Source organism: Anaeromassilibacillus sp. An200, from assembly GCF_002160025.1.
GTDB classification, from domain to species: domain Bacteria; phylum Bacillota; class Clostridia; order Oscillospirales; family Acutalibacteraceae; genus Caccousia; species Caccousia stercoris.
Genome location: NZ_NFJU01000041.1, coordinates 1 through 19,531 on the forward strand (window position 1 = coordinate 1; position 19,531 = coordinate 19,531).

The 19,531-nt window shown below is 55.4% G+C and carries 22 protein-coding genes; all 22 read left to right on the top strand.

Going from position 1 to position 19,531, the window contains the following annotated elements; genetic code table 11:
* On the top strand, positions 1 to 182 hold a 182-nt coding region (locus tag B5F35_RS14980), incomplete at its 5' end, for a winged helix-turn-helix domain-containing protein (RefSeq protein ID WP_140401238.1).
* A gap of 131 nt (positions 183 to 313) precedes the next feature.
* Positions 314 to 931 carry a TetR/AcrR family transcriptional regulator gene (locus B5F35_RS14985; protein ID WP_087242383.1) on the top strand — a complete coding sequence of 206 codons (618 nt, stop codon included), beginning with the start codon at positions 314 to 316 and terminating at the stop codon, positions 929 to 931.
* A gap of 92 nt (positions 932 to 1,023) precedes the next feature.
* Positions 1,024 to 2,826 (top strand): ABC transporter ATP-binding protein, encoded by a 1,803-nt coding sequence (locus tag B5F35_RS14990; protein WP_087242385.1) that lies wholly within the window; start codon positions 1,024 to 1,026, stop codon positions 2,824 to 2,826.
* Positions 2,826 to 4,565 carry an ABC transporter ATP-binding protein gene (locus B5F35_RS14995; RefSeq protein ID WP_087242386.1) on the top strand — a complete coding sequence of 580 codons (1,740 nt, stop codon included), beginning with the start codon at positions 2,826 to 2,828 and terminating at the stop codon, positions 4,563 to 4,565. Before B5F35_RS14990 ends, B5F35_RS14995 begins: the two co-directional genes overlap by 1 nt.
* Positions 4,566 to 4,593: 28 nt before the next feature.
* The gene (locus tag B5F35_RS15000) at positions 4,594 to 4,995 is read left to right on the top strand and encodes a heavy-metal-associated domain-containing protein (protein WP_087242388.1); all 402 of its coding nucleotides are present in this window, start codon (positions 4,594 to 4,596) and stop codon (positions 4,993 to 4,995) included.
* An 83-nt stretch (positions 4,996 to 5,078) separates the two neighbouring features.
* The gene (locus B5F35_RS15005) at positions 5,079 to 6,047 is read left to right on the top strand and encodes a helix-turn-helix domain-containing protein (RefSeq protein ID WP_087242389.1); all 969 of its coding nucleotides are present in this window, start codon (positions 5,079 to 5,081) and stop codon (positions 6,045 to 6,047) included.
* Between the two features lie 11 nt (positions 6,048 to 6,058).
* Positions 6,059 to 6,289, top strand: a complete 231-nt coding sequence (locus B5F35_RS15010; RefSeq protein WP_087242391.1) for a FeoA family protein — start codon at positions 6,059 to 6,061, stop codon at positions 6,287 to 6,289.
* Entirely contained in the window at positions 6,286 to 8,319 is a 2,034-nt protein-coding gene (feoB, locus tag B5F35_RS15015; protein WP_087242393.1) for a ferrous iron transport protein B, read from the top strand. The genes B5F35_RS15010 and feoB overlap by 4 nt, the downstream gene beginning before the upstream one ends.
* Positions 8,320 to 8,332: 13 nt before the next feature.
* Entirely contained in the window at positions 8,333 to 8,569 is a 237-nt protein-coding gene (locus B5F35_RS15020) for a DeoR family transcriptional regulator (RefSeq protein ID WP_087242395.1), read from the top strand.
* 26 nt (positions 8,570 to 8,595) lie between these two features.
* On the top strand, positions 8,596 to 8,964 hold the full coding sequence (locus B5F35_RS15025; protein ID WP_087242397.1) for a metal-dependent transcriptional regulator: 369 nt from the start codon (positions 8,596 to 8,598) through the stop codon (positions 8,962 to 8,964).
* Between the two features lie 5 nt (positions 8,965 to 8,969).
* Entirely contained in the window at positions 8,970 to 9,221 is a 252-nt protein-coding gene (locus B5F35_RS19320) for a winged helix-turn-helix domain-containing protein (protein WP_242969549.1), read from the top strand.
* Positions 9,222 to 9,523: 302 nt separating this feature from the next.
* A complete protein-coding gene (locus B5F35_RS15035; RefSeq protein WP_087242399.1) occupies positions 9,524 to 10,159 on the top strand; it encodes a TetR/AcrR family transcriptional regulator in 636 nt (211 codons plus the stop codon).
* A complete protein-coding gene (locus B5F35_RS15040; RefSeq protein WP_330396275.1) occupies positions 10,156 to 10,353 on the top strand; it encodes a cysteine-rich KTR domain-containing protein in 198 nt (65 codons plus the stop codon). The genes B5F35_RS15035 and B5F35_RS15040 overlap by 4 nt, the downstream gene beginning before the upstream one ends.
* A gap of 79 nt (positions 10,354 to 10,432) precedes the next feature.
* Complete coding sequence (locus B5F35_RS15045; RefSeq protein ID WP_087242401.1) at positions 10,433 to 12,193, top strand: ABC transporter ATP-binding protein; 1,761 nt, start codon at positions 10,433 to 10,435, stop codon at positions 12,191 to 12,193.
* Positions 12,186 to 13,922, top strand: a complete 1,737-nt coding sequence (locus B5F35_RS15050) for an ABC transporter ATP-binding protein (protein WP_087242403.1) — start codon at positions 12,186 to 12,188, stop codon at positions 13,920 to 13,922. Before B5F35_RS15045 ends, B5F35_RS15050 begins: the two co-directional genes overlap by 8 nt.
* A 17-nt stretch (positions 13,923 to 13,939) precedes the next feature.
* On the top strand, positions 13,940 to 14,875 hold the full coding sequence (locus B5F35_RS15055) for an ABC transporter permease (protein WP_087242405.1): 936 nt from the start codon (positions 13,940 to 13,942) through the stop codon (positions 14,873 to 14,875).
* Positions 14,872 to 15,648, top strand: coding sequence for an ABC transporter permease (locus B5F35_RS15060; protein ID WP_087242407.1), 777 nt, complete (start codon positions 14,872 to 14,874; stop codon positions 15,646 to 15,648). Before B5F35_RS15055 ends, B5F35_RS15060 begins: the two co-directional genes overlap by 4 nt.
* Positions 15,649 to 15,650: 2 nt before the next feature.
* Positions 15,651 to 16,454 carry an ATP-binding cassette domain-containing protein gene (locus B5F35_RS15065; RefSeq protein ID WP_087242409.1) on the top strand — a complete coding sequence of 268 codons (804 nt, stop codon included), beginning with the start codon at positions 15,651 to 15,653 and terminating at the stop codon, positions 16,452 to 16,454.
* Positions 16,427 to 17,164: an ATP-binding cassette domain-containing protein gene (locus tag B5F35_RS15070; protein WP_242969550.1), complete on the top strand. Its 738-nt coding sequence runs from the start codon at positions 16,427 to 16,429 to the stop codon at positions 17,162 to 17,164. The genes B5F35_RS15065 and B5F35_RS15070 overlap by 28 nt, the downstream gene beginning before the upstream one ends.
* Before the next feature lie 3 nt (positions 17,165 to 17,167).
* On the top strand, positions 17,168 to 18,796 hold the full coding sequence (locus tag B5F35_RS15075) for an ABC transporter substrate-binding protein (protein ID WP_087242413.1): 1,629 nt from the start codon (positions 17,168 to 17,170) through the stop codon (positions 18,794 to 18,796).
* 12 nt (positions 18,797 to 18,808) lie between these two features.
* On the top strand, positions 18,809 to 19,204 hold the full coding sequence (locus B5F35_RS15080; RefSeq protein ID WP_087242414.1) for a metal-dependent transcriptional regulator: 396 nt from the start codon (positions 18,809 to 18,811) through the stop codon (positions 19,202 to 19,204).
* 32 nt (positions 19,205 to 19,236) lie between these two features.
* Positions 19,237 to 19,531: winged helix-turn-helix domain-containing protein (locus tag B5F35_RS15085; RefSeq protein ID WP_242969551.1), on the top strand; the 295-nt coding region annotated here is incomplete at its 3' end.

Sequence of the window (19,531 nt, forward strand, 5' to 3'; positions counted from 1 at the left end):
TGACCTACGCACAGATTTACGAACAGGTCTGGGGCGATTTCACTACAGGAAACGAAAACAATACGATAGGTTTTCATATCTGCAACCTGCGCGAGAAGCTGTATCGGGCCAATCCAGATGCCCCGTTCTACATTCGCTCCGTGCGGGAGGTTGGCTATAGCTTGGAAGTGATTGCTGAGTAATATGAAGGGGTTGCTGTGGTTTTATACAGCAACCCTTTTTTGTAATACTTTATTCACTGGCTCTTGACAAACAATATGGTTTGCTCTATTATAACAGTGTTATATATAACACTGTTACATGAGGTGCGCATATGGAAGAGAAGTCTACTGCGACCCTGGAAAAAATCCAGCAGGCCGCCATGGAGGAGTTTTCAGAGAAAGGCTTTCAGGGCGCCTCCCTGCGGCAGATCGTGAAGCAGGCTGGTGTCACTACCGGTGCGTTCTACGGCTATTTCTCCAGCAAAGAGGCGCTCTTTGCCTCCATTGTGGAGCCTCACGCCGCCGCACTGATGGGCCGGTTCATGGAGGCGCAGACCAACTTTGCCGAACTGCCGGAGCGGGAACAGCCGGAACACATGGGACTGGAGTCCAGCCAGTGCGTCCACTGGATGGTGGACTACATCTGCGACCATCGGGAGCCTGTGAAGCTGCTGCTGTGCAAGGCCGAGGGCACCAGCTATGAACATTTCGTCCACAATATGGTGGAGGTCGAAGTGGAATACACCCTCCAATACCTGGAGGTTCTGCACCGTCTGGGGTATGAATGCCCCCAGCTGGATGCACAGCTGTGCCACATCATCGCCAGCGGAATGTTCAACGGCATCTTTGAGATCGTCATCCACGATATGCCCAAGGAGCAGGCTATGCGCTATGTGGACCAGCTGCGGGACTTCTACACTGCCGGCTGGCTGAAGCTGATCGGGCAGTAAGATACCGCCAATCTTTTTGGTAAGATCGGGGCTTTGCCCCTTTCTTTTTACACCAACGGTTAGCTAAAGCTAACCTTAAAGGAGGAATATTTGTGAAGCAAAAGAAGCAAAACGCGCTGGCCGTCCTGCTGGGATATGCGGGCAGTCACAGGCGGCTCACCGTTTTGGGACTGGGACTGTCGGCGGTCTCCATGGTGTGCAGCATGATCCCGTACCTCTGCATCTGGCTGGCAGCACGGGATCTGATTGCCGTGGCGCCGGACTGGACGCAGGCCCGGAGCGTGACGGACTACGGTTGGATCGCCTTCGCTTTTGCGGTGGGCGGTATCCTCATCTACTTTCTGGGCCTGATGTGTACCCATTTGGCCGCATTCCGCACAGCGGCCAACATCCGCAAGCAGGGCATGGCCCATGTGATGCAGGCGCCTCTGGGCTACTTTGACGCCAACGCCTCCGGTTTGATCCGCAGCCGGCTGGATGCGGCCGCCGCCGATACGGAGACGCTGCTGGCCCATAATCTGGCGGACATCGTGGGCACAGTCACATTGTTTATCGCCATGCTGGTGCTGATGTTTGTGTTTGACTGGCGCATGGGCGCGGCCTGCCTGCTGGCGGCGGTGATTTCCATCCTCGCCATGTGCAGCATGATGGGCGGCAAGAATGCCGCACTGATGGCAGAATACCAGGCGGCTCAGGACCGCATGACCAAATCCGGCACGGAGTATGTGCGCGGCATTCCGGTGGTCAAGATCTTTCAGCAGACCGTGTACTCCTTCAAGGCCTTTCAGCAGGCCATCGAGGACTACAGCGCCAAGGCGGAGCACTATCAGGGCGATGTGTGCCGTGTGCCCCAGTCCATCAACCTGACCTTCACCGAGGGCGCCTTTCTGTTTCTGGTGCCGATGGTGCTGTTCCTGGCTCCCGGTGCGCTGGCTTCCGGTGATTATGCGGGATTTGTAACGAACTTTGCTTTTTACGCCGTGTTCTCCGCTATCATTTCCACCGCGCTGGCCAAAATCATGTTTGCGGCCTCCGGCATGATGTTGGCCGACACCGCTCTGGGCCGCATCCAGCCGGTTATGGACGCGCCGACACTGGCGGTACCGGAGCATCCCCAGACGCCCAAGGACAATCGGGTGGTTTTCCGGGATGTGAGTTTTACCTACGACGGCGCGCAGTCCCCCGCCCTGTCCCATGTCTCCTTCACCGCCGAGCCCGGAGAGACGGTGGCGCTGGTGGGGCCTTCGGGCGGCGGCAAGACCACTGCCGCCAGCCTGATCCCCCGGTTCTGGGATGCGGATACTGGCACGGTAGAGGTGGGCGGCGTGGATGTGCGCCAGCTCGATCCCCATGTTCTGATGGAGCAGGTGGCTTTCGTGTTCCAGAACAACCGGCTGTTCAAAGCCAGCATTCTGGAAAATGTTCGGGCCGCCCGGCCCGACGCCAGCCGGGAGCAGGTGCTGGCCGCCCTGGAGGCCGCCCAGTGCGGCGACATTCTGGAAAAGCTGCCCCAGGGACTGGACACCGTGATCGGCACCGAGGGAACCTATCTCTCCGGCGGCGAGGCCCAGCGCATCGCCCTGGCCCGGGCCATTTTGAAGGACGCACCTATCGTAGTGCTGGATGAGGCCACGGCCTTTGCCGACCCGGAAAATGAGGCGCTGATACAGAAAGCCTTCGCACGGCTGACGAAGGACCGCACCGTCATCATGATCGCCCACCGACTCTCCACGGTGGTGGGTGCGGACAAGATCCTGGTTCTGGAGGGTGGCCGGGTGACGGAGCAAGGCACCCACGGGGAGCTGATCACGGCAGGAGGATTGTACACACGGATGTGGGCCGACTACAATCAGGCGATCCAGTGGAAAATGGAAAGCGGCAAGGAGGAACGGTAATGTTCGGAGCAAACTTTCAACGGAAATATGCCCTGACGGATCAGGGCGTACAGAACACCAAAAAGGGAACCTTCTGGACGGTAATCGTCAATCTGGTGGTCATGGGTGGGGTCGGCATTTTGTACCTTGTGATGTCCGGCCTTATGGAAACTTTGGCCGGCGGTGTTTTGCCTGTGGCCTTGCCGGTGCTGGTTGGCCTCGTGATATTTGCATTTCTCTCCTTTCTCACTCATCTCCAGCAGTACAAGGCCACCTACGGCCTGGTGTACGGTGAGGTCAAGGCCACCCGCCTGCGTCTGGCGGAGCGGCTTCGCAAGCTGCCGCTCGGATTTTTCGGCAAGCGGGATCTGGCCGACCTGACGGAGACCCTGATGGGCGATGTCAACCGCATGGAGCATGTCTGGAGCCATGTGCTGGGCTACTTGTACGGCTCCTACATATCCACCGCCGTGATTGCGGTGTGCCTGCTCTGGTATGACTGGCGGCTGGCCCTTGCCTGCCTCTGGGGGGTGCCGGTGGCCTTTGGCCTGCTGTTTGGGAGCCGGAAGCTTACCGAGCGCCAGGCGGAGCAGATCAAGCGCGCCGCTGTGCGGGTCTCGGACGGGATGCAGGAGGCGCTGGAAAATGTGCGGGAGATCCGTGCCACCAATCAGGAGGAGCGATACCTTGCCGGGCTGTACCGGAAGATTGACGACCATGAACGGATCATGATCCGCGGCGAGCTGGTCACCGGCCTGTTCGTCAACGGGGCCAGCGTCATCATGCGGCTGGGCGTGGCCACCACGATCCTTGTGGGTGCGGGGCTGATTTTGTCGGGACAGATCGACTTCATGCTGCTGTTCCTGTTCCTGATGGTCATCACCCGGATCTATGCCCCCTTCGATCAGAGCCTGGCACTGATCGCCGAGCTGTTTGTCTCCCAGGTGTCGGCAGACCGGATGAACGCGCTGTTCGACACGCCCATCGCCGAAGGGGCGGAGGTTTTCCAACCCCAGGGACACGACATTGTCTTTGACCATGTGGAGTTCGCCTATGATGAAAAGGCTGTCCTGCACGATGTCAGCTTTACCGCCAAAGAAGGCGAGATCACCGCGCTGGTGGGGCCCTCCGGATCCGGCAAAAGCACCTGCGCCCGGCTGGCTGCCCGCCTGTGGGATATCACCGGGGGTACTATTAAAGTGGGCGGGGTGGATATCGCCACGGTGGACCCGGAGGTGCTGTTGACCGATTACTCCATGGTTTTTCAGGATGTGGTGCTGTTTGACGACACGGTGATGGAGAATATCCGCCTGGGCAGGCGAGGTGCCTCCGACGCGGAGGTGATGGCTGCGGTCAGGGCCGCCAACTGCGAGGAGTTTGTCAGTAAACTGCCACAGGGATATCAGACGCCCATCGGAGAAAACGGCGCCAAGCTCTCCGGCGGCGAGCGGCAGCGCATCTCCATCGCCCGAGCGCTGCTCAAGAACGCGCCCATCGTGTTGCTGGATGAGGCCACCGCCTCTCTGGATGTGGAAAACGAAACCAAGGTGCAGGGGGCGCTTTCTCGGCTTCTGGCAGGCAAAACGGTACTGGTCATCGCCCATCGGATGCGCACCGTGGCCGGGGCGGATCATATCGTGGTGCTGAAGGACGGAAAAGTGGCGCAGCAAGGCTCCCCGCAGGAGCTGATGGCGGAGAGCGGCCTGTTCCGGCACATGGTGGAGCTTCAGAACCAGAGCGCCCGGTGGCAGTTGGGATGATTGACTTATCCGCTTGAGGAGGTACCCAATGGAAATTGTTTTTATCGGGTTGGCCCTGTCTGTGTGCTGCTTTGGCATCTGGCGGTATGGTAAAACCCTGCGGCGGGGCGGGTGCTGCGGTTCCGGTGCAGTGAGTCCAGTCAAACGCCGCGTTGCGGATCGGGATGAAACGCACTACCCCTATACCGCAGTGTTGACCATAGATGGTATGACCTGCGGCCACTGTGCCGTTCGTGTAGAAAACGCCCTAAATGAACTGAATGGCGTATGGGCAAAGGTGGATCTGGGGGGAAAGACCGCTCTCGTGAGAATGGTGCAGCCATTGCCGGAGGCCGTACTGCGGCAGGCAATCCGTGGAGCCGGATATACACTTTTACATATCAACTGGAAAGATCCTCTCAAAGTCATAAGCCCAGCGGAGAAAAAGTAGCTCGATGGAGCAGAAATATTCTGTTGGATATGGTATGGTATATTTGATGGTTAGCTTTAGCTAACCAAAAAGAGGGGGACGCAATGCATTACAATGCCGATCCGGATTTTGTCATGCACTACTGCATCCAGGAGACGGCACTCTCCCCACTGGTGCGCCGCATGACCTTTTCAACCGAACACGGGGAAGGAGTGATGTGCCTGCTGGAGCTGTGGACAGGGGTACAGGTGTGGACTATCGATTTCCATGTGCCTCAGCTGCCCATTCGGCCCACCGGGGACTACCACTATTTGAAGCTCAATTTCTGTACCGGCGGCCGGTGTGAAGTGCCGTTGCCAGCGGGGTACATTTATATCGATCAGGGAACGCTGAGCGTCGATGTCAATCCACCGGTGGGCGTCATGCTCTGCCCCGGCGGATGCTACCAGGGCTTGGAGATGGCGGTGGATTTAGAGATGTGCGGAGGGAATGTCGCTCTTTTGGATTATGGAATCGACCTCAGCACAGCGCCGGCCAGACTGGCGAATCGGAGCGGCAGTTTTCTCTCCAAAGTGTCTGCGTCCTGGGAACAGAGAGCCAGACAGCTCATGGTCCACATCGATCAGGCAGACTTGGATCTTGCCACTTATCGTTTTCTGACATTGGAACTGCTGCGGCTTCTTGATACCGGGAAAGAGACGTCCGGCCAACTGGCTCCGATTTTCCTGACCCGCGGGCAAAGAGCTGCAGCTCTGAAGGCATCGGAGGCAATGTCGGAGGATCTGCGCTGTCAGATCGGCCTGCCGCAGCTGGCGGAACTGGCAGGGGTCAGCCCCGCATCCCTGAAAAAGTATTTTTCTCAGGTTTACGGCGTACCCATCTCCGTCTATCTCCGAACCATGCGGATGGCGCGGGCAAAGGAGCTGCTGAGCAGCACGGCTCTGCGGATCTCCGATATCGCCGATGCAGTGGGATATGAGAACCAAGGAAAATTCGGTGCCGCCTTCCGGCGGGAGACCGGCGTGACTCCTTTGGAATACCGTCGGTTGTACCGGATTGATAAAAAGCCATGAGGGAGGAAACTATGAAGAAATTATCCGAAGCAAAAAACGGAGAGACCGGCGTGATCAGCGCAATCTGCGGTGATACCCGGTTTCTGAGCCGGGTCACATCCATCGGACTCACCATCGGGTGCCCGGTGACTGTGCTGCAAAATGAGAGAAAGCGTCCCATTCTGATTTTCAGCCGGGACTCCATGATCGCCCTGGATCGGGGCGAATGCGATAACATCCAGATGGGAGGGGATAAAACATGAGTACGGTACAGACCAAAGAGACGGTCATTGCCCTGCTGGGGCAGCCTAACTCGGGCAAATCCACTCTGTTCAACGGCCTGACCGGTCTGCGGCAGCATGTGGGCAACTGGCCCGGCAAGACGGTGGAACAGAAGGAGGGGTATTTCACCCGTGGCGGCGTGAAATACACGGTAGCAGACCTGCCGGGCACCTATAGCCTCTCCGCCAACTCTGACGAGGAGATCATCACCCGGGACTACATCGCCGGAGGCAAGGCCGATGTGGTGGTGATTCTGGCCGACGCCTCCCAGCTGGAACGGAGCCTTTTCATGCTGGCGGACTTTGCCGGCATTGAGACCACCGCCGTGTTGCTTCTCAACCTGATGGATGTGGCCCAAGAACAGGGCAAGATCGTGGACGCCCAGGTACTGGAGAAAAAGCTGGGCATCCCGGTGGTGCCGTTCTCCGCCACGGATGTCAAGCACTATGACGGCTTCTACACCGCGCTGGACCGCGCCCTGTCTGAGCGCAAAACGCTGCGCACGGATGCTCTGGCGGAGCGGTATCGGAAGCTGGAGGGCTTTACCCAACTGGAGGCCATGATGCCCACCCAGGGTATGGGGGATTATGCTCCGCTGTGGCTGGCCGCCAAGGTGATGGAGGGCGATGCTCCTGTGACCGCCCGTGTGGAGGAACTGCTGGCGAAGGAGGACCGGGCAAAATTTCGGCAGCTTGCCTGCGCCGTAAAAGATGGAGCATTACATACCGGCCAGTGCAAATTTGACTGGATCGACAGTCTGCTGGACCGCGCCGTGTCCGGAAAGAAGCGGTTCGAGGGACTGAGTAAATTTGACCGGCTGGCCACCAGCAAGCGTTGGGGCAAGCCTCTGGCAGTTGCCATCATCCTGCTGGGGCTGATTGCCTCCTTTATTCCGGCAGCTCCCTTTATGATCGTAGGCAGTATGCTTCCATCCCTGCTGACGCCGGGGCTCACGGCGGGACTCACCGCCATCGGCGCACCGCAGTTCGTCATCGGTCTCATCTGTGATGTGGGCGTCAATGCGCTGTATTTTGCCATCTCCATGATCGGCTTTGTCTTTGGCATCACGCTGGTGTTCGGCTTTATCGAAGAGATCGGCTATATGGCCCGCATCTCCTATGTGTTTGACAACACAATGGCAAAGCTGGGCTTACAGGGCAAGGCCATCATGCCCTTTCTGGTCAGCTTCGGTTGCACCATCGGTGGCGCTGCCGGCACCAGGGTCATCGACAACTGGGGCCAGCGCATCCTGACCATCGCTTTGGCCTGGGCGGTTCCCTGCGCCGCCACCTGGGCCATCGTCCCCATGATCTCCAGCGTGTTCTTCGGCGTATGGGCGCCCCTTGTGATCGTAGGCATCTTCCTCGTGGCGTTGCTCCACATGTGGCTCACCTCCAAGGTGTTCGGCCGCCAGCTGGTGAAAGAGGAGGATCGCACCGGCATCATCATGGAACTGCCGCCCTATCACCGTCCCAAGTGGGGCAACCTGCTGCGTTATGTCTTTGGGCGGACGAAGGATGTGCTGATCCGTGCGCTGAAGGTGATCCTGCTGATCTCCCTCATTTTCTGGCTGCTCTCCTACTCCAGCGACGGAGATGTGACAGCCAGCGTTATTTACAAAATTGGCGCGGCCATCGAGCCTGTGACCCGTATTTTCGGCCTGAGCTGGCAGACCTTCCTGGCCTTCATTTCCTCTGCAGTGAGCAAGGAGGCCGCGCTGGGTGTTCTCAGCTCTCTGTACGCCGGCACCGGTACCATCTTTGCCTCCACAGTGGGCGCAGCGGGACAGGCGGCCAATCTGGGAGAGATCCTGGTTGCCAACATTTCTCCCGCAGAGGCGCTGGCCTTCATCTTCGCCGTCACCTTCAATATCCCTTGTGTGGTGGCGGTGGCCTCTACCTACAATGAGACCCATTCGGCCAAGTGGACGGTGCGGATCGCCATTTACTACATCTGTGTGGCTCTGCTCATGTCCTTTGTGGTCTATCATGTGGCCGCACTGTTCCTGTAAGCGAGGCGTAGCTATGACTAAATTGCTGGAGCTGCTCGCGGAAGGTAGAGCTTACTCAGTGGAGGATCTGGCTGCCGCCCTGGATGCCACGCCGCAGGATGTCAAACGGCAGATGGAATTTCTGGAGCGAACCGGATATCTGCGCCGCATCTGCGCCTGCGGCCACGACTGCAAGGGCTGCTCTGCCCATTGCGGTGGACTCGCCGGAAATATGCCGGTCATGTGGGAGGTCACAACGCCCCAAACCTGAAATTCAAGAGGAAGCTGAGGTGAACCATGGGACTTCATGCGTCCGGGGAGGACTATCTGGAGGCCATCCTTGTCCTCCAAAAGAAAAAGGGCATGGTGAGGTCTGCGGATGTGGCCCGACACTTGGAGGTGTCCAAACCCAGTGTGTGCCATGCGGTGGCTACACTGAAAAAGGGCGGCTTCCTGCACATGGATGGAGATCGCTTCCTCCACCTGACCGACCTTGGGCGTGAGGTTGCCGAGGCCACCTACGAAAAGTACCGCTTCTTTACTGACCGGCTGATTGAAGCCGGCGTAGACCCCGAAACGGCGGAACGGGATGCTTGCCGGATTGAGCATGTGATCAGCGAGAGTAGTTTTCAGCACTTGAAAAGGTCTGTATCAGGCAAGAGGTAATGGGGGTGAGTCTGTTGACCGGGATAGCTGTGCTGCACTATGATGATCTGTATATAGACCCAAACCAACGCAGAGTCTTTGTAAATGGTCATGTCGTAGAGATGACTACAATAGCGTTCAACATCTTGTATTATCTGGCTTCACATCCCGGTTGGACCTTTACCCGGGAGCAGCTTTATCAGTATGCGATGTCGGATGATCTTGCTGCTGGCCCGGAAAGTGTCACCAGCAGGATCTACAAGATAAGAAAAAACTAAATGTCGATGCGATTCAAACTGTACACAGGTATGGTTATCGCTTTGAGAAGTATGGAAGTAGAAAAGTGCGGTTCTCATCTATTATCGGGGGCCGCACTTTTTTGCTGTGTCAAAAATCTGGAATTGAAAGAGTATGCTGAAGGACTGATGCATCACATAGTTACGTCGGACTGTTTCATATTATCAGGATAAAATGCCATTTTTAAGCGTTATTAAATATCTTCCTATTGACGAATAAACCAGTTTGTGCTATATTAAAACCGATGGATTGAAACCTTTGGTTTTAATGTTGGAGGCGACACATGGCAAAGCGTATAGCGGGAGTAACGGAAAAGCTGATGGAAGCAGCCAAGCAGGAATTCCTGAAAAATGGATATGAGCGGGCCTCCTTACAGACGATTGCGGAAAAGGCCGGCTCCAGCAAAGGGGCGATCTACATCCGCTACCCGGACAAAGAGAGCCTATACCGTTCTCTGGTACAGCCAGCAATAGACGGCTTTTGTGAATTGCTGCAATCTGTTTTGTATCAGTTCAATCGCTTATCCGGAGAAGAACAGACGAGGCAAATGCTGCGCCGCTCAAACGACGAATTCCCTAAAGTCGTGGATTACCTGTACGATCATTTCGAGGAGTTCAAATTGCTGTTTACCAGTGGAGAGAACAACGCTTATCAGGAGTTCATCCACCGAGTTGTTGAATTGGACACCGGATGTACTGCTCGATATATCGAAGCCTCCGGAAATGATGCGATTTCCAGCGGCCGCCTTACCCTGGAGTTGAACCATCTTCTTTCCAGTGCCTTCTATACAGGAATGTTTGAGGTAGTCATTCATAATATGCCGAAGGAGCAGGCCATGAAGCACATCCAGAAAATGCGCCGCTTTTATACGGCGGGATGGCAGACCATTTTTTCCGATGATGGAGGTGAGGATTGTTGAGTGGATGGATTGATCGGAGCGGCTGGATTCACTGCCCTACCTGCGGCAATAAGACCCGCACCAAGGTGAATCCAGACACCGTTCTAAAGCACTTCCCGCTTTTCTGTCCCAAATGCGGAAAGGAACACATTGTTGATGTGGAGGGACAAAATATCATATTGTCAGAGCCAGACGCCAAGACGCAGAGCCGATAATTTGCAGGACGATCCTGCGGGTTGTCGGCTTTTTTATTTGCTTGACGGTTAGGTCTCGCTAACTTTCAGGAGGAATACAATGCAGCAACAAAAGAAGCCATTTAATTTGATGGTATTTATCAAGCCACACCGGGCAGGGTTTATTACTTCAGTTATCCTTGCTGTTCTCAGTGTGGCCAGTGGAATAGTGCCATACTTTGCTGTGGCAAGGATGGTCAATCTGCTTATTTCTGGTGAAAAAAACTTTTCCATTTATCTGGCCTGGGGAGCGGCGGCCCTGATCGCCTATCTGCTCAAGTCTATTCTTCACGGCATTTCTACACGGTGCTCCCATGAGGCCACTTTCCATGTGCTGTCGGAGCTGCGGCAGGCCGTGGCGGATAAGCTGACCCGCGTTTCCATGGGCTATCTGACCGATACGCCGTCGGGCCGCCTGAAAACGACCATGGTGGAGCGTGTGGAGCAGATGGAGGTCCCGCTGGCCCACATTATTCCGGAAATGACCTCTAATCTGCTGGTCCCTATCGCTATTGTGGTCTACCTCTTTCTCCTGGACTGGCGCATGGCGTTGGTATCGCTTATCACCATCCCCATTGGGATGCTCTGTTACATGGCTCAGATGAAAGAGTACCCGAAAAAGTACGGCGCGGTCGTCCAAGCCAGCAAGCACATGAGCGCCACCACGGTGGAGTACATAGGCGGCATTGAGGTCATCAAGGCGTTCAATCAAAGTGCGGCCTCTTATGGAAAGTTTACGCAGGCCGTGCGGCAGAGCGCAGACCTTATGTTGGACTGGATGAAATCCACACAGGGCTGCTCCGCCCTGATGATGACTATTTGGCCCGCTGTGCTGATCGGCGTTCTGCCCATTGGGTGTGTCTTTTATCGGAATGGCAGCCTGACCGCCCCGGATTTTATCACGATTGCAATCCTGTCCCTCGGTATCGTGGGGCCATTGGTAGCGGCGATCTTTTTGACCGATGATTTCTCCAAAATTGCGACCATCACCGGGGAAATCTGCGCTGTGCTGTCCGAGCCGGATTTGGAGCGGCCCGTGCAGAAAAAAGAACTGCATGGGATGGACATTGGCCTGCGGGATGTGACATTCGCTTACAAAGATAAGCAGGTTTTGAACGGCGTCACACTGAACATCCGGCAAGGCACGACCACCGCGCTGGTGGGGCCGTCCGGCTCCGGCAAGTCCACCATCGCCAAACTCATTGCCTCCTATTGGGATGCCGGAGGCGGGAGCATCACCATCGGCGGAGAGGATGTGAAAAACCTGCCGCCGGAACAGGTAATGGACCTCATTGGCTATGTCTCCCAGGATAATTTTCTGTTCAATGTCTCTGTCCGGGAAAACATCCGCATGGGACGGCCGGAGGCCACTAATGAAGAAGTAGAGGCCGTAGCAAAGGCGGCTGGCTGTCATGAGTTCATCATGGGTCTGGACCACGGGTATGACACTGTGGTAGGCGGCGCAGGCGGACACCTCTCCGGCGGAGAGCGCCAGCGGGTCGCCATTGCGCGGGCCATGATGAAAAATGCCCCGATTGTGATTTTGGACGAGGCGACTTCTTACACGGACCCCGAGAACGAGGCGGTGCTACAGGACGCCATCGGCAGGCTGACCCGTGGAAAGACACTCATCGTCATCGCCCACCGTCTGAGCACCATCACCGATGCAAATCAAATCGCTGTGGTAGACAAAGGGAAAATCCTGGACGCGGGAACGCATGACGAACTGCTGAAACGGTGCCCCCTCTACGCTCAGATGTGGGCGGCCCACACGCAGGCGAAAGATACGGATATGAGAACAGGAGGTGGCGAGCATGTTTGACGCATATAAGCGGTTTTTCCACTTTGCCGGGGAACAGAAAGGCACCTGGTATAAGGGAATGGCCTTTGAACTGCTACGGAGCATTTTCGAGGCGTTGCAGTTTGCGGCGCTGCTGGTTGTGCTCCGCGCCCTGGTAGAGCAGAACATGACCGGTGCCACCCCGTGGATGGCCTTTGGGATTATGGCGGTCAGCGTGACCGGAGCCGCCCTGTGCTGGTATCTGGCTCACAACAGCGAGGGCCACGCCAATTATCGGATGTGTGCAGAGAAACGCATCCATATCGGAGAGCGCATGAAATATATGCCCATGGGCTACTTCAACACCCAGAGCCTGGGCAGCCTCACCGCGGCGGCTACCTCCACCATGGAGGACTTGGAGAGTATGTCCTTTGCGGTAATTGCCCGGACGGTGGTGGGCATGATACGGACCGCGATCTTCTCTCTGGCGATCCTGTGCTTTGACTGGCGCATTGGGCTGATTTTCCTGCTTGGCATGATCCTGTTCCTCTGGGGCAATTCGCTGCTGCTGAAAAAGTCCAGAGAATTGTCTCCGGGACGACTGGCGGCCCAGACAAGGCTGGTGGACGCTGTGTTGGAATACATACAGGGCATGAGCGTAGTGCGCGCTTTCCACGGAGACAAAGCCGCCAATCAGACACTGAACCGCACGATTGAGGAGACGGAACAGCAGAATTTCAAGCTCGAGCGCAAGCGTATTCCCTACAATGTGCTGGAGCAGATTGTCCTGCGTGTCACGGCGGTGGCGGCGATTTTGTTTTCGATCTGGTTTTTCCTGCAAGGCAGTATGACCCTCTTTACCTGCCTGATGGTGGTGGTTTCCGCTTTCCTGGTATATAGCGAGCTGGAGTCTGCCGGCGAGATGTTCTTCATGCTGCCTATGATTGACGCCTCCATCGACCGGGTGGAGGAGATCGACCGCGCTCCCCGGATGGACGAGGGCGGCTCCGTACAGACGCCGAAACACTACGATATTTCCTTCGAGCATGTGGACTTTTCCTATGGAGAGCGGAAAATCATCCGCGATGTCAGCTTTACCATCCCGGAAGGGACAACTACTGCCATCGTGGGTCCTTCCGGCTCCGGCAAGACCACTCTCACCAGCCTTATGGCAAGGTTTTGGGATGTGGACAACGGCGCGGTCAAGCTGGGCGGCATTGATGTGAAGGACTATGCGCTGGATAGTTTGATGCGCAATTTCAGCATGGTCTTTCAGCGCGTGTACCTGTTCAATGACAGCATTGAGAACAACATCAAATTCGGCAAGCCGGACGCCACTCATGAAGAGGTGGTGGCCGCAGCAAAGGCGGCCCGGTGCCATGAGTTCATCACGGCCCTGCCGGACGGCTACGATACCATCATCGGTGAGAGCGGAGCCACAATTTCCGGCGGGGAGCGCCAGCGACTCTCCATCGCACGGGCCATGCTCAAGAACGCGCCGATCATCATTTTGGACGAGGCCACGGCCAATGTTGACCCTGAGAACGAGGCGGAGTTGCAAGAGGCCATCGAAGCACTGACCGGAGGCAAGACCATCATTATGATTGCTCATCGTCTGAAAACAGTAAGAAATGCCGATCAGATTCTGGTGTTGGATCACGGGGAGATCGTTCAGCACGGCACACATGATCAGCTCATTGGGCAACAAGGAATCTATGCCGACTTCATTTTGAATCGGAGAGCGGCGATTGACTGGAAAATCAACGCATAGTACAAGGAGGCGGAGGTGTGAGTACAAAACGATTCCTATTTCAAAAAATCCTACAACTGTTCCTGACTTTATTCCTGGTGACGGCGATTGCATTCATTCTGATGAAGCTCTCTCCGATTGACGCTGCGGAAGCCTATGCGCGCCGCGTCTTTACGGTGGACAATTCCCGAATTGAATTGATTCGGGAAGAAATGGGCTTAACCCGCCCGCTTGTCGTGCAGTATTTGGACTGGCTGGGAGATCTGCTTCACTTCGATTTGGGAACTTCCCTTGTGGACAACAAAGATGTATTTCTCATTGTGGGGACGGCCGCAAAGGAAACCGCCTGCATTGTTCTGCTGGCGACTGTCCTTCAGGCTGTTGGAGCTTTGATTTTAGGTACTCTGCTTTACCTGGCCCGCAAAAATTTTGTAGGAAAAGTGCTGGGCTTCGTGTCCATCGCGGCAATTTCCATACCGGCCTTTTATCTGGCAACATCGTTTATTGATGTGGTAGCAGTGCGCTGGAATCTTATGAGCGTGGCGGGAAACACAGGGTTGATGCGATACCTTCCTGCGGCGCTCTGTCTGGCAGTAAGCGGGATCGCCTTTTTCGGGCAGATGCTCTCTAAGGCCATTCAGCAGGCCATGAATGAGGACAGCGTGCTCTATGCCCGCTGCCGCGGTCTCAGCGACCGCTACATCGTGGTGCGCTATGCTCTGCCCCAGGCGGTCATCTCCATTGTCCCCACCTTTATGCAGATGATGGGGATGTGCATGGCGGGGTCCGCCATTGTAGAGAACATCTTTTCCCTGCCGGGCCTTGGTTACCGTATTGTGGACAGCCTGACAAACCGGGATCTGCCAGTTATCTATGCCACGGTGCTGTTTCTGGCCTTTGCCTTGGTGATTTTTAATATTCTGGCGGATATTATCCAGAGGCTTCTCCAGACCAGAAAGGGGGGCGAGGCATGAAGCATCTGAAATGGCTGATTCCTGTTTTCATCATTGCCTTCTGCTTTCTCGGATTCCTGATTGCGCCCAATGACCCGGAGGCGATGGACATTGTGAACAAGTATGCGGCTCCGAGTGTGGACTTTCCACTGGGAACAGACCAGTTTGGGCGCTGTGAACTTTCCCGGCTTTTATACGGAGGAAAGGTAACGCTTGGAATCGTCCTGCTGGGCGGCAGCATCGTGCTTGTCCTCGGAACTTTAATCGGACTGTGGCTCGGACGGGCGAACGCCGCCAAAAGTCTGGCATTCAGCAGCCTGCTGGACGCGGTGACGGCTATTCCTCCGCTGGCATACCTGATTATCTTCGTGGGCATTTGGGGCAACAGCATCCCCACCATGCTGGTGGCGCTGACCGTTTCCCTCATTTTGCGAATGATTAAGCTGGTCAAGACGCAGACGGAGCTGGAGCTGGATAAAGCCTATGTGCTGTGCGCCGTTTCCTCCGGGGCTTCCCGGAGCCGAGTGCTGTTTGTCCATATCCTGCCGAACATCATCCGGCCGCTGGTACATTTTCTGTGCCTGTCCTGCGCGGAGATGATTATGAATATCTCGGCGTTCTCCTTTATTGGCCTGACGCTGGGCGATGATGTGATTGATTGGGGCTCCATGCTCTCCGAGGGGCGCAGTATGCTGATGACGCAGCCCTCTCTGCTGTTCCTGCCAATCCTGTTTATCTTTCTCTGCACGCTGGCTTTTAACATGCTGGCAAAGCAGCTGGAGGGAGGTGAGTAGGCATGATGGAAGTTAAGGATTTGACCGCTCGGACACGCAAGGGAAAACTCCTTTTGGATCATGTGAGTTTTGCCCTGGAGCCGGGGGTCTGCGCGGGCCTGACCGGAGCCAGCGGCAGCGAAAAAACAACCCTTCTGAAAGCCTTGTTGGGGGTTTCGGACCCAGATGTTGCGATCTGCGGAGGGCAGCTTCTTCTGGACGGGAAGAACCTTCTTCAACAGGCGGAGAAAGTGCGGAGGGAGCTCTGCGGCACAACATTAGGGTTTATCCCGCAAAATCCCATGACAGCGTTAAATCTCCATGTGTCAGTTGGCGCACAGATGACTGAGACCTTCCGCAAGCGGCTACATATCGAAAAAAAGGCCGCACAGAAATTGAGCATGGAGGCACTGAAAAAGGTCCATCTTACCGACAGCGAGCGTGTTTACCGTGCTTATCCGGGGCAGCTCTCTGGCGGGATGCTCCAGCGTGTGACGATGGCAATTTTAATCGGCTTGTCTCCGCGGTACATATTCGCGGATGAGCCTACCTCTGCACTGGATGAAGAGAATAAATCGTATCTCATTCAGGAACTGGCGCGGATGAAACAGCAGTCGGCAATTCTGTTTGTCTCCCACGATGATGCGGCGATCCGGACACTCTGCGATGAGCTGCTTATCATGCAGAGTGGGACGATTGCGGAGCGGGGTACGACCGGCAGCCTGTTTGCTTCGCCACGGGAGGAATGGACCAAAGAATTTGTGCGGCTCGCCAGCACAAAGGAAGGAGGTGGCTGGACATGGAGCAAATCGCCGTTACCCATGTGAGCAAAGATTTCCCAGATGCCTCCGGCAAGCCGTTTTCTGCCCTGCGTGACATTTCTTTTACCTGGGCCAAAGGCGAAAATGTCAGCCTGATGGGTGAAAGCGGAAGCGGGAAAAGTACGATGGCTCGCCTTCTGATTGGGCTGGAGCGCCCGACCCAGGGCAAAATTCTGATAGATGGTGAGGACACCGGCAAATGGACCTACAACCAGTGGCGTAGACACAGGACCAGGATACAGGCTGTTTTTCAGGATGCGACTGGCAGCTTAAACCGCCAGTTCTCTGTGGCCCGCAATCTGGAGGAGGCTCTGCGTAATCTGACCAAACTGACCTCCCAAGAGAGGAAAGCGCGGATTTTGGAGCTGATGGATCTGACGGCCACCAGCCGCAGGCTGCTTAACACTCCGGCAAGAAACCTGTCCGGGGGTGAACAGCGCCGGGTAGCTCTGTTACGGGCTTTGGCTGTCCGACCGGAGTATCTCATTTTGGACGAACTGACCAGCGGCCTGGACTTGATTTCTCAAAAGGCGATCCGGGAGGTGCTGGAGGCATACCATCGGGAGTACCGATGCAGCTACCTGCTGATTACCCATGATATGAAGTTCGCGTACAGCCTGTCCCAGCGAATTTACGAGCTGGAGCACGGGCAAATCATCCGTATCGGTCAATCTAATATTGACATAAATTCAAAAAATCCAAAAGAAAGGACATGACCCATGAAAAAATCGAAATTTGCTCGTCTCCTTGCCACGGTCTGCTGCTTCGCCATGCTCTTAACGGCCTGCGGCAATCCAACCTCTTCGGAATCCGAAAGCACCCCGTCCTCCAGTACGGGGACGAACACAGAGGAAAAAGTTCTGACCTTTGCCATTGGAGCGGAAACCACAAATCTTTCTACTCTTTACATGAACAACTCCCTGTGCTGCACATCCAAGTTGGTGTATGAGAATCTGGTGGACTTTGACAACGGAGAAATTGTCCCCGGTCTGGCAGAGGGCTGGGAATATAATGATGACCAGACAGAACTTACTTTCCATCTGCGGCAGGGAGTTACCTTCCACAATGGAGAGCCGTTTAACGCCGAGGCGGTCAAGACTAACTTGGAACATAAGCAGTCCAATCCGTCTTTCTACACGCTGAAGGGCATTACCGATATTACGGAAATGGAGATTGTCGATGACTACACCATCACACTCCATTATGACCATCCCTTCTATGCCTATCTGCAAGACTTCTGCTGGTCGGATGTGTGCCCCATGAGCGCGCCGGAGTTCATTATTCCGGATGATTTCCAGACCATTTCCGGTGTGGCTGGTACTGGTCCCTATATCTATGACGAGTATGTGGCCGGCGAGTACACCCGCTTTGTCCGCAACGAGGACTACTGGGGCGAAAAGCCCTATTGGGATGAGATCATCGTCAAGTACATTCCTGACTCCACCTCCCGCCTGCAGTCGCTCCAGACCGGCGAGGTTGACATGATCTACGGTGCCAGTCTGCTGAGTTATGAGGAATACGACCAGGCCCTTGCCATGGACGGTATTGCAGGCCAGATGGCGGATAAGGACACCCGTGTGCAGATTATCACTACCAATGCCACTCGTCCCTATATGTCTGATCTCCGAGTACGGCAGGCTGTGGCTTACGCCATCGATAAAGAGGAATTGTCCCAGGCTACTTCTAATGGTTATGAGCCTGCGGCAGATATGATTGTTACTCGTGATACGCCCTATGCTGATGTAGAATTGGAAACCACCTACGACTATAACCCCGACATGGCGAATCAGCTTCTGGACGAGGCCGGTTGGGTCATGAATGAGAACACCGGAATCCGTGAGAAAGATGGCGAGCCGCTGAATCTGCTGCTGACTTTGGAATCTGATTATAGTGCAACCAGTATGCCTACCGCCGAGGTCATCAAGAGCCAGCTCGCGGAGGTAGGGATTGATGTGACCATCTACGGCACCGAGCAGATGCAGTGGTACGCTGATTATCTGGAAGGTAAGTTCGATCTGACCCTGTGGCACAGTCAGTTTGCTTTTGCTTCCCCCCACTGCTGGTTTACCCCCATGGACAGCATGGTTCCTCAGACGCCCTCCCTGCCCGGCATTGAGGGCTCCGACGAATTCCTCGCCACCATCAAGGACTTGACAAACATGGTGGATGAGCAGGAGGTGCGGGATACTTATACTTACCTGTTCAACTTCGATATTGGGACGGTGCTGGACATTCCTCTGACCTATCAGAAAGATATGATCGTCTATAACACGGACAAGATCTCCGGCTATACCTTTACCGGAACGCCCTACTTCTTCGACATTCTTTCTCTGAAACCTGCTGAATAAGGGGAGCGTAAAATGAAGCTCCATGCGTCAGGCGAAGATTATCTGGAGGCCATATTGGTACTTCAAAAAGAAAAAGGAATGGTGCGGTCCGTAGATGTGGCCCGGCACATGGAGGTGTCAAAGCCCAGCGTGTGCCATGCGGTGGCGACCCTGCGGGACGGGGGCTTTCTGACGATGGACAGCGACTATTTCCTGCACCTGACTGATGTGGGCCGGGAAGTCGCCGAGCAAATCTACGAAAAGCACCGCTTCTTTACCGACCGGCTGATTGAAGCCGGCGTAGACCCCGAAACGGCGGAACGGGATGCCTGCCGGATCGAGCATGTAATCAGCGAGGAAACCTTTGAGCGGCTGAAAGTTGCTCATAAACAGAGTGAGAAAGCGGTGATATCATCGGACGAGTCATGATTCTGGAGCTGCACGAAAGAGATGCGAAAGTTTTGGAGCAGATCCTGTCTATCCTCAAAAACCACCCTGAGATAGAAAAATTCGAGATTGATGAGGAACCGATGGTGTCGCTCCCTGGTCTTGAGCTCTTTCCAAGCAGACGAAAGGTCTTTCGGGACCGCCAGGAGATTCAGCTTACCGCAAAAGAATATCGGATTCTCCTGCTGCTGGCCACCAACAAAGGCCGTGTGCTGACCTACGCACAGATTTACGAACAGGTCTGGGGCGATTTCACTACAGGAAACGAAAACAATACGATAGGTTTTCATATCTGCAACCTGCGCGAGA

What these genes read in the sequence shown, in the direction of transcription:
- B5F35_RS14985 (WP_087242383.1), top strand. Translation starts at nt 314, where the DNA reads ATGGAAGAGAAGTCTACTGCGACCCTGGAAAAAATCCAGCAGGCCGCC.
- B5F35_RS15045 (WP_087242401.1), top strand. Translation starts at nt 10,433, where the DNA reads ATGCAGCAACAAAAGAAGCCATTTAATTTGATGGTATTTATCAAGCCA.
- B5F35_RS15005 (WP_087242389.1), top strand. Translation starts at nt 5,079, where the DNA reads ATGCATTACAATGCCGATCCGGATTTTGTCATGCACTACTGCATCCAG.
- B5F35_RS15010 (WP_087242391.1), top strand. Translation starts at nt 6,059, where the DNA reads ATGAAGAAATTATCCGAAGCAAAAAACGGAGAGACCGGCGTGATCAGC.
- B5F35_RS15025 (WP_087242397.1), top strand. Translation starts at nt 8,596, where the DNA reads ATGGGACTTCATGCGTCCGGGGAGGACTATCTGGAGGCCATCCTTGTC.
- B5F35_RS15020 (WP_087242395.1), top strand. Translation starts at nt 8,333, where the DNA reads ATGACTAAATTGCTGGAGCTGCTCGCGGAAGGTAGAGCTTACTCAGTG.
- B5F35_RS14995 (WP_087242386.1), top strand. Translation starts at nt 2,826, where the DNA reads ATGTTCGGAGCAAACTTTCAACGGAAATATGCCCTGACGGATCAGGGC.
- B5F35_RS15075 (WP_087242413.1), top strand. Translation starts at nt 17,168, where the DNA reads ATGAAAAAATCGAAATTTGCTCGTCTCCTTGCCACGGTCTGCTGCTTC.
- B5F35_RS15065 (WP_087242409.1), top strand. Translation starts at nt 15,651, where the DNA reads ATGATGGAAGTTAAGGATTTGACCGCTCGGACACGCAAGGGAAAACTC.
- B5F35_RS15035 (WP_087242399.1), top strand. Translation starts at nt 9,524, where the DNA reads ATGGCAAAGCGTATAGCGGGAGTAACGGAAAAGCTGATGGAAGCAGCC.
- B5F35_RS15080 (WP_087242414.1), top strand. Translation starts at nt 18,809, where the DNA reads ATGAAGCTCCATGCGTCAGGCGAAGATTATCTGGAGGCCATATTGGTA.
- B5F35_RS15060 (WP_087242407.1), top strand. Translation starts at nt 14,872, where the DNA reads ATGAAGCATCTGAAATGGCTGATTCCTGTTTTCATCATTGCCTTCTGC.
- B5F35_RS15070 (WP_242969550.1), top strand. Translation starts at nt 16,427, where the DNA reads ATGGAGCAAATCGCCGTTACCCATGTGAGCAAAGATTTCCCAGATGCC.
- B5F35_RS15000 (WP_087242388.1), top strand. Translation starts at nt 4,594, where the DNA reads ATGGAAATTGTTTTTATCGGGTTGGCCCTGTCTGTGTGCTGCTTTGGC.
- feoB (WP_087242393.1), top strand. Translation starts at nt 6,286, where the DNA reads ATGAGTACGGTACAGACCAAAGAGACGGTCATTGCCCTGCTGGGGCAG.
- B5F35_RS15050 (WP_087242403.1), top strand. Translation starts at nt 12,186, where the DNA reads ATGTTTGACGCATATAAGCGGTTTTTCCACTTTGCCGGGGAACAGAAA.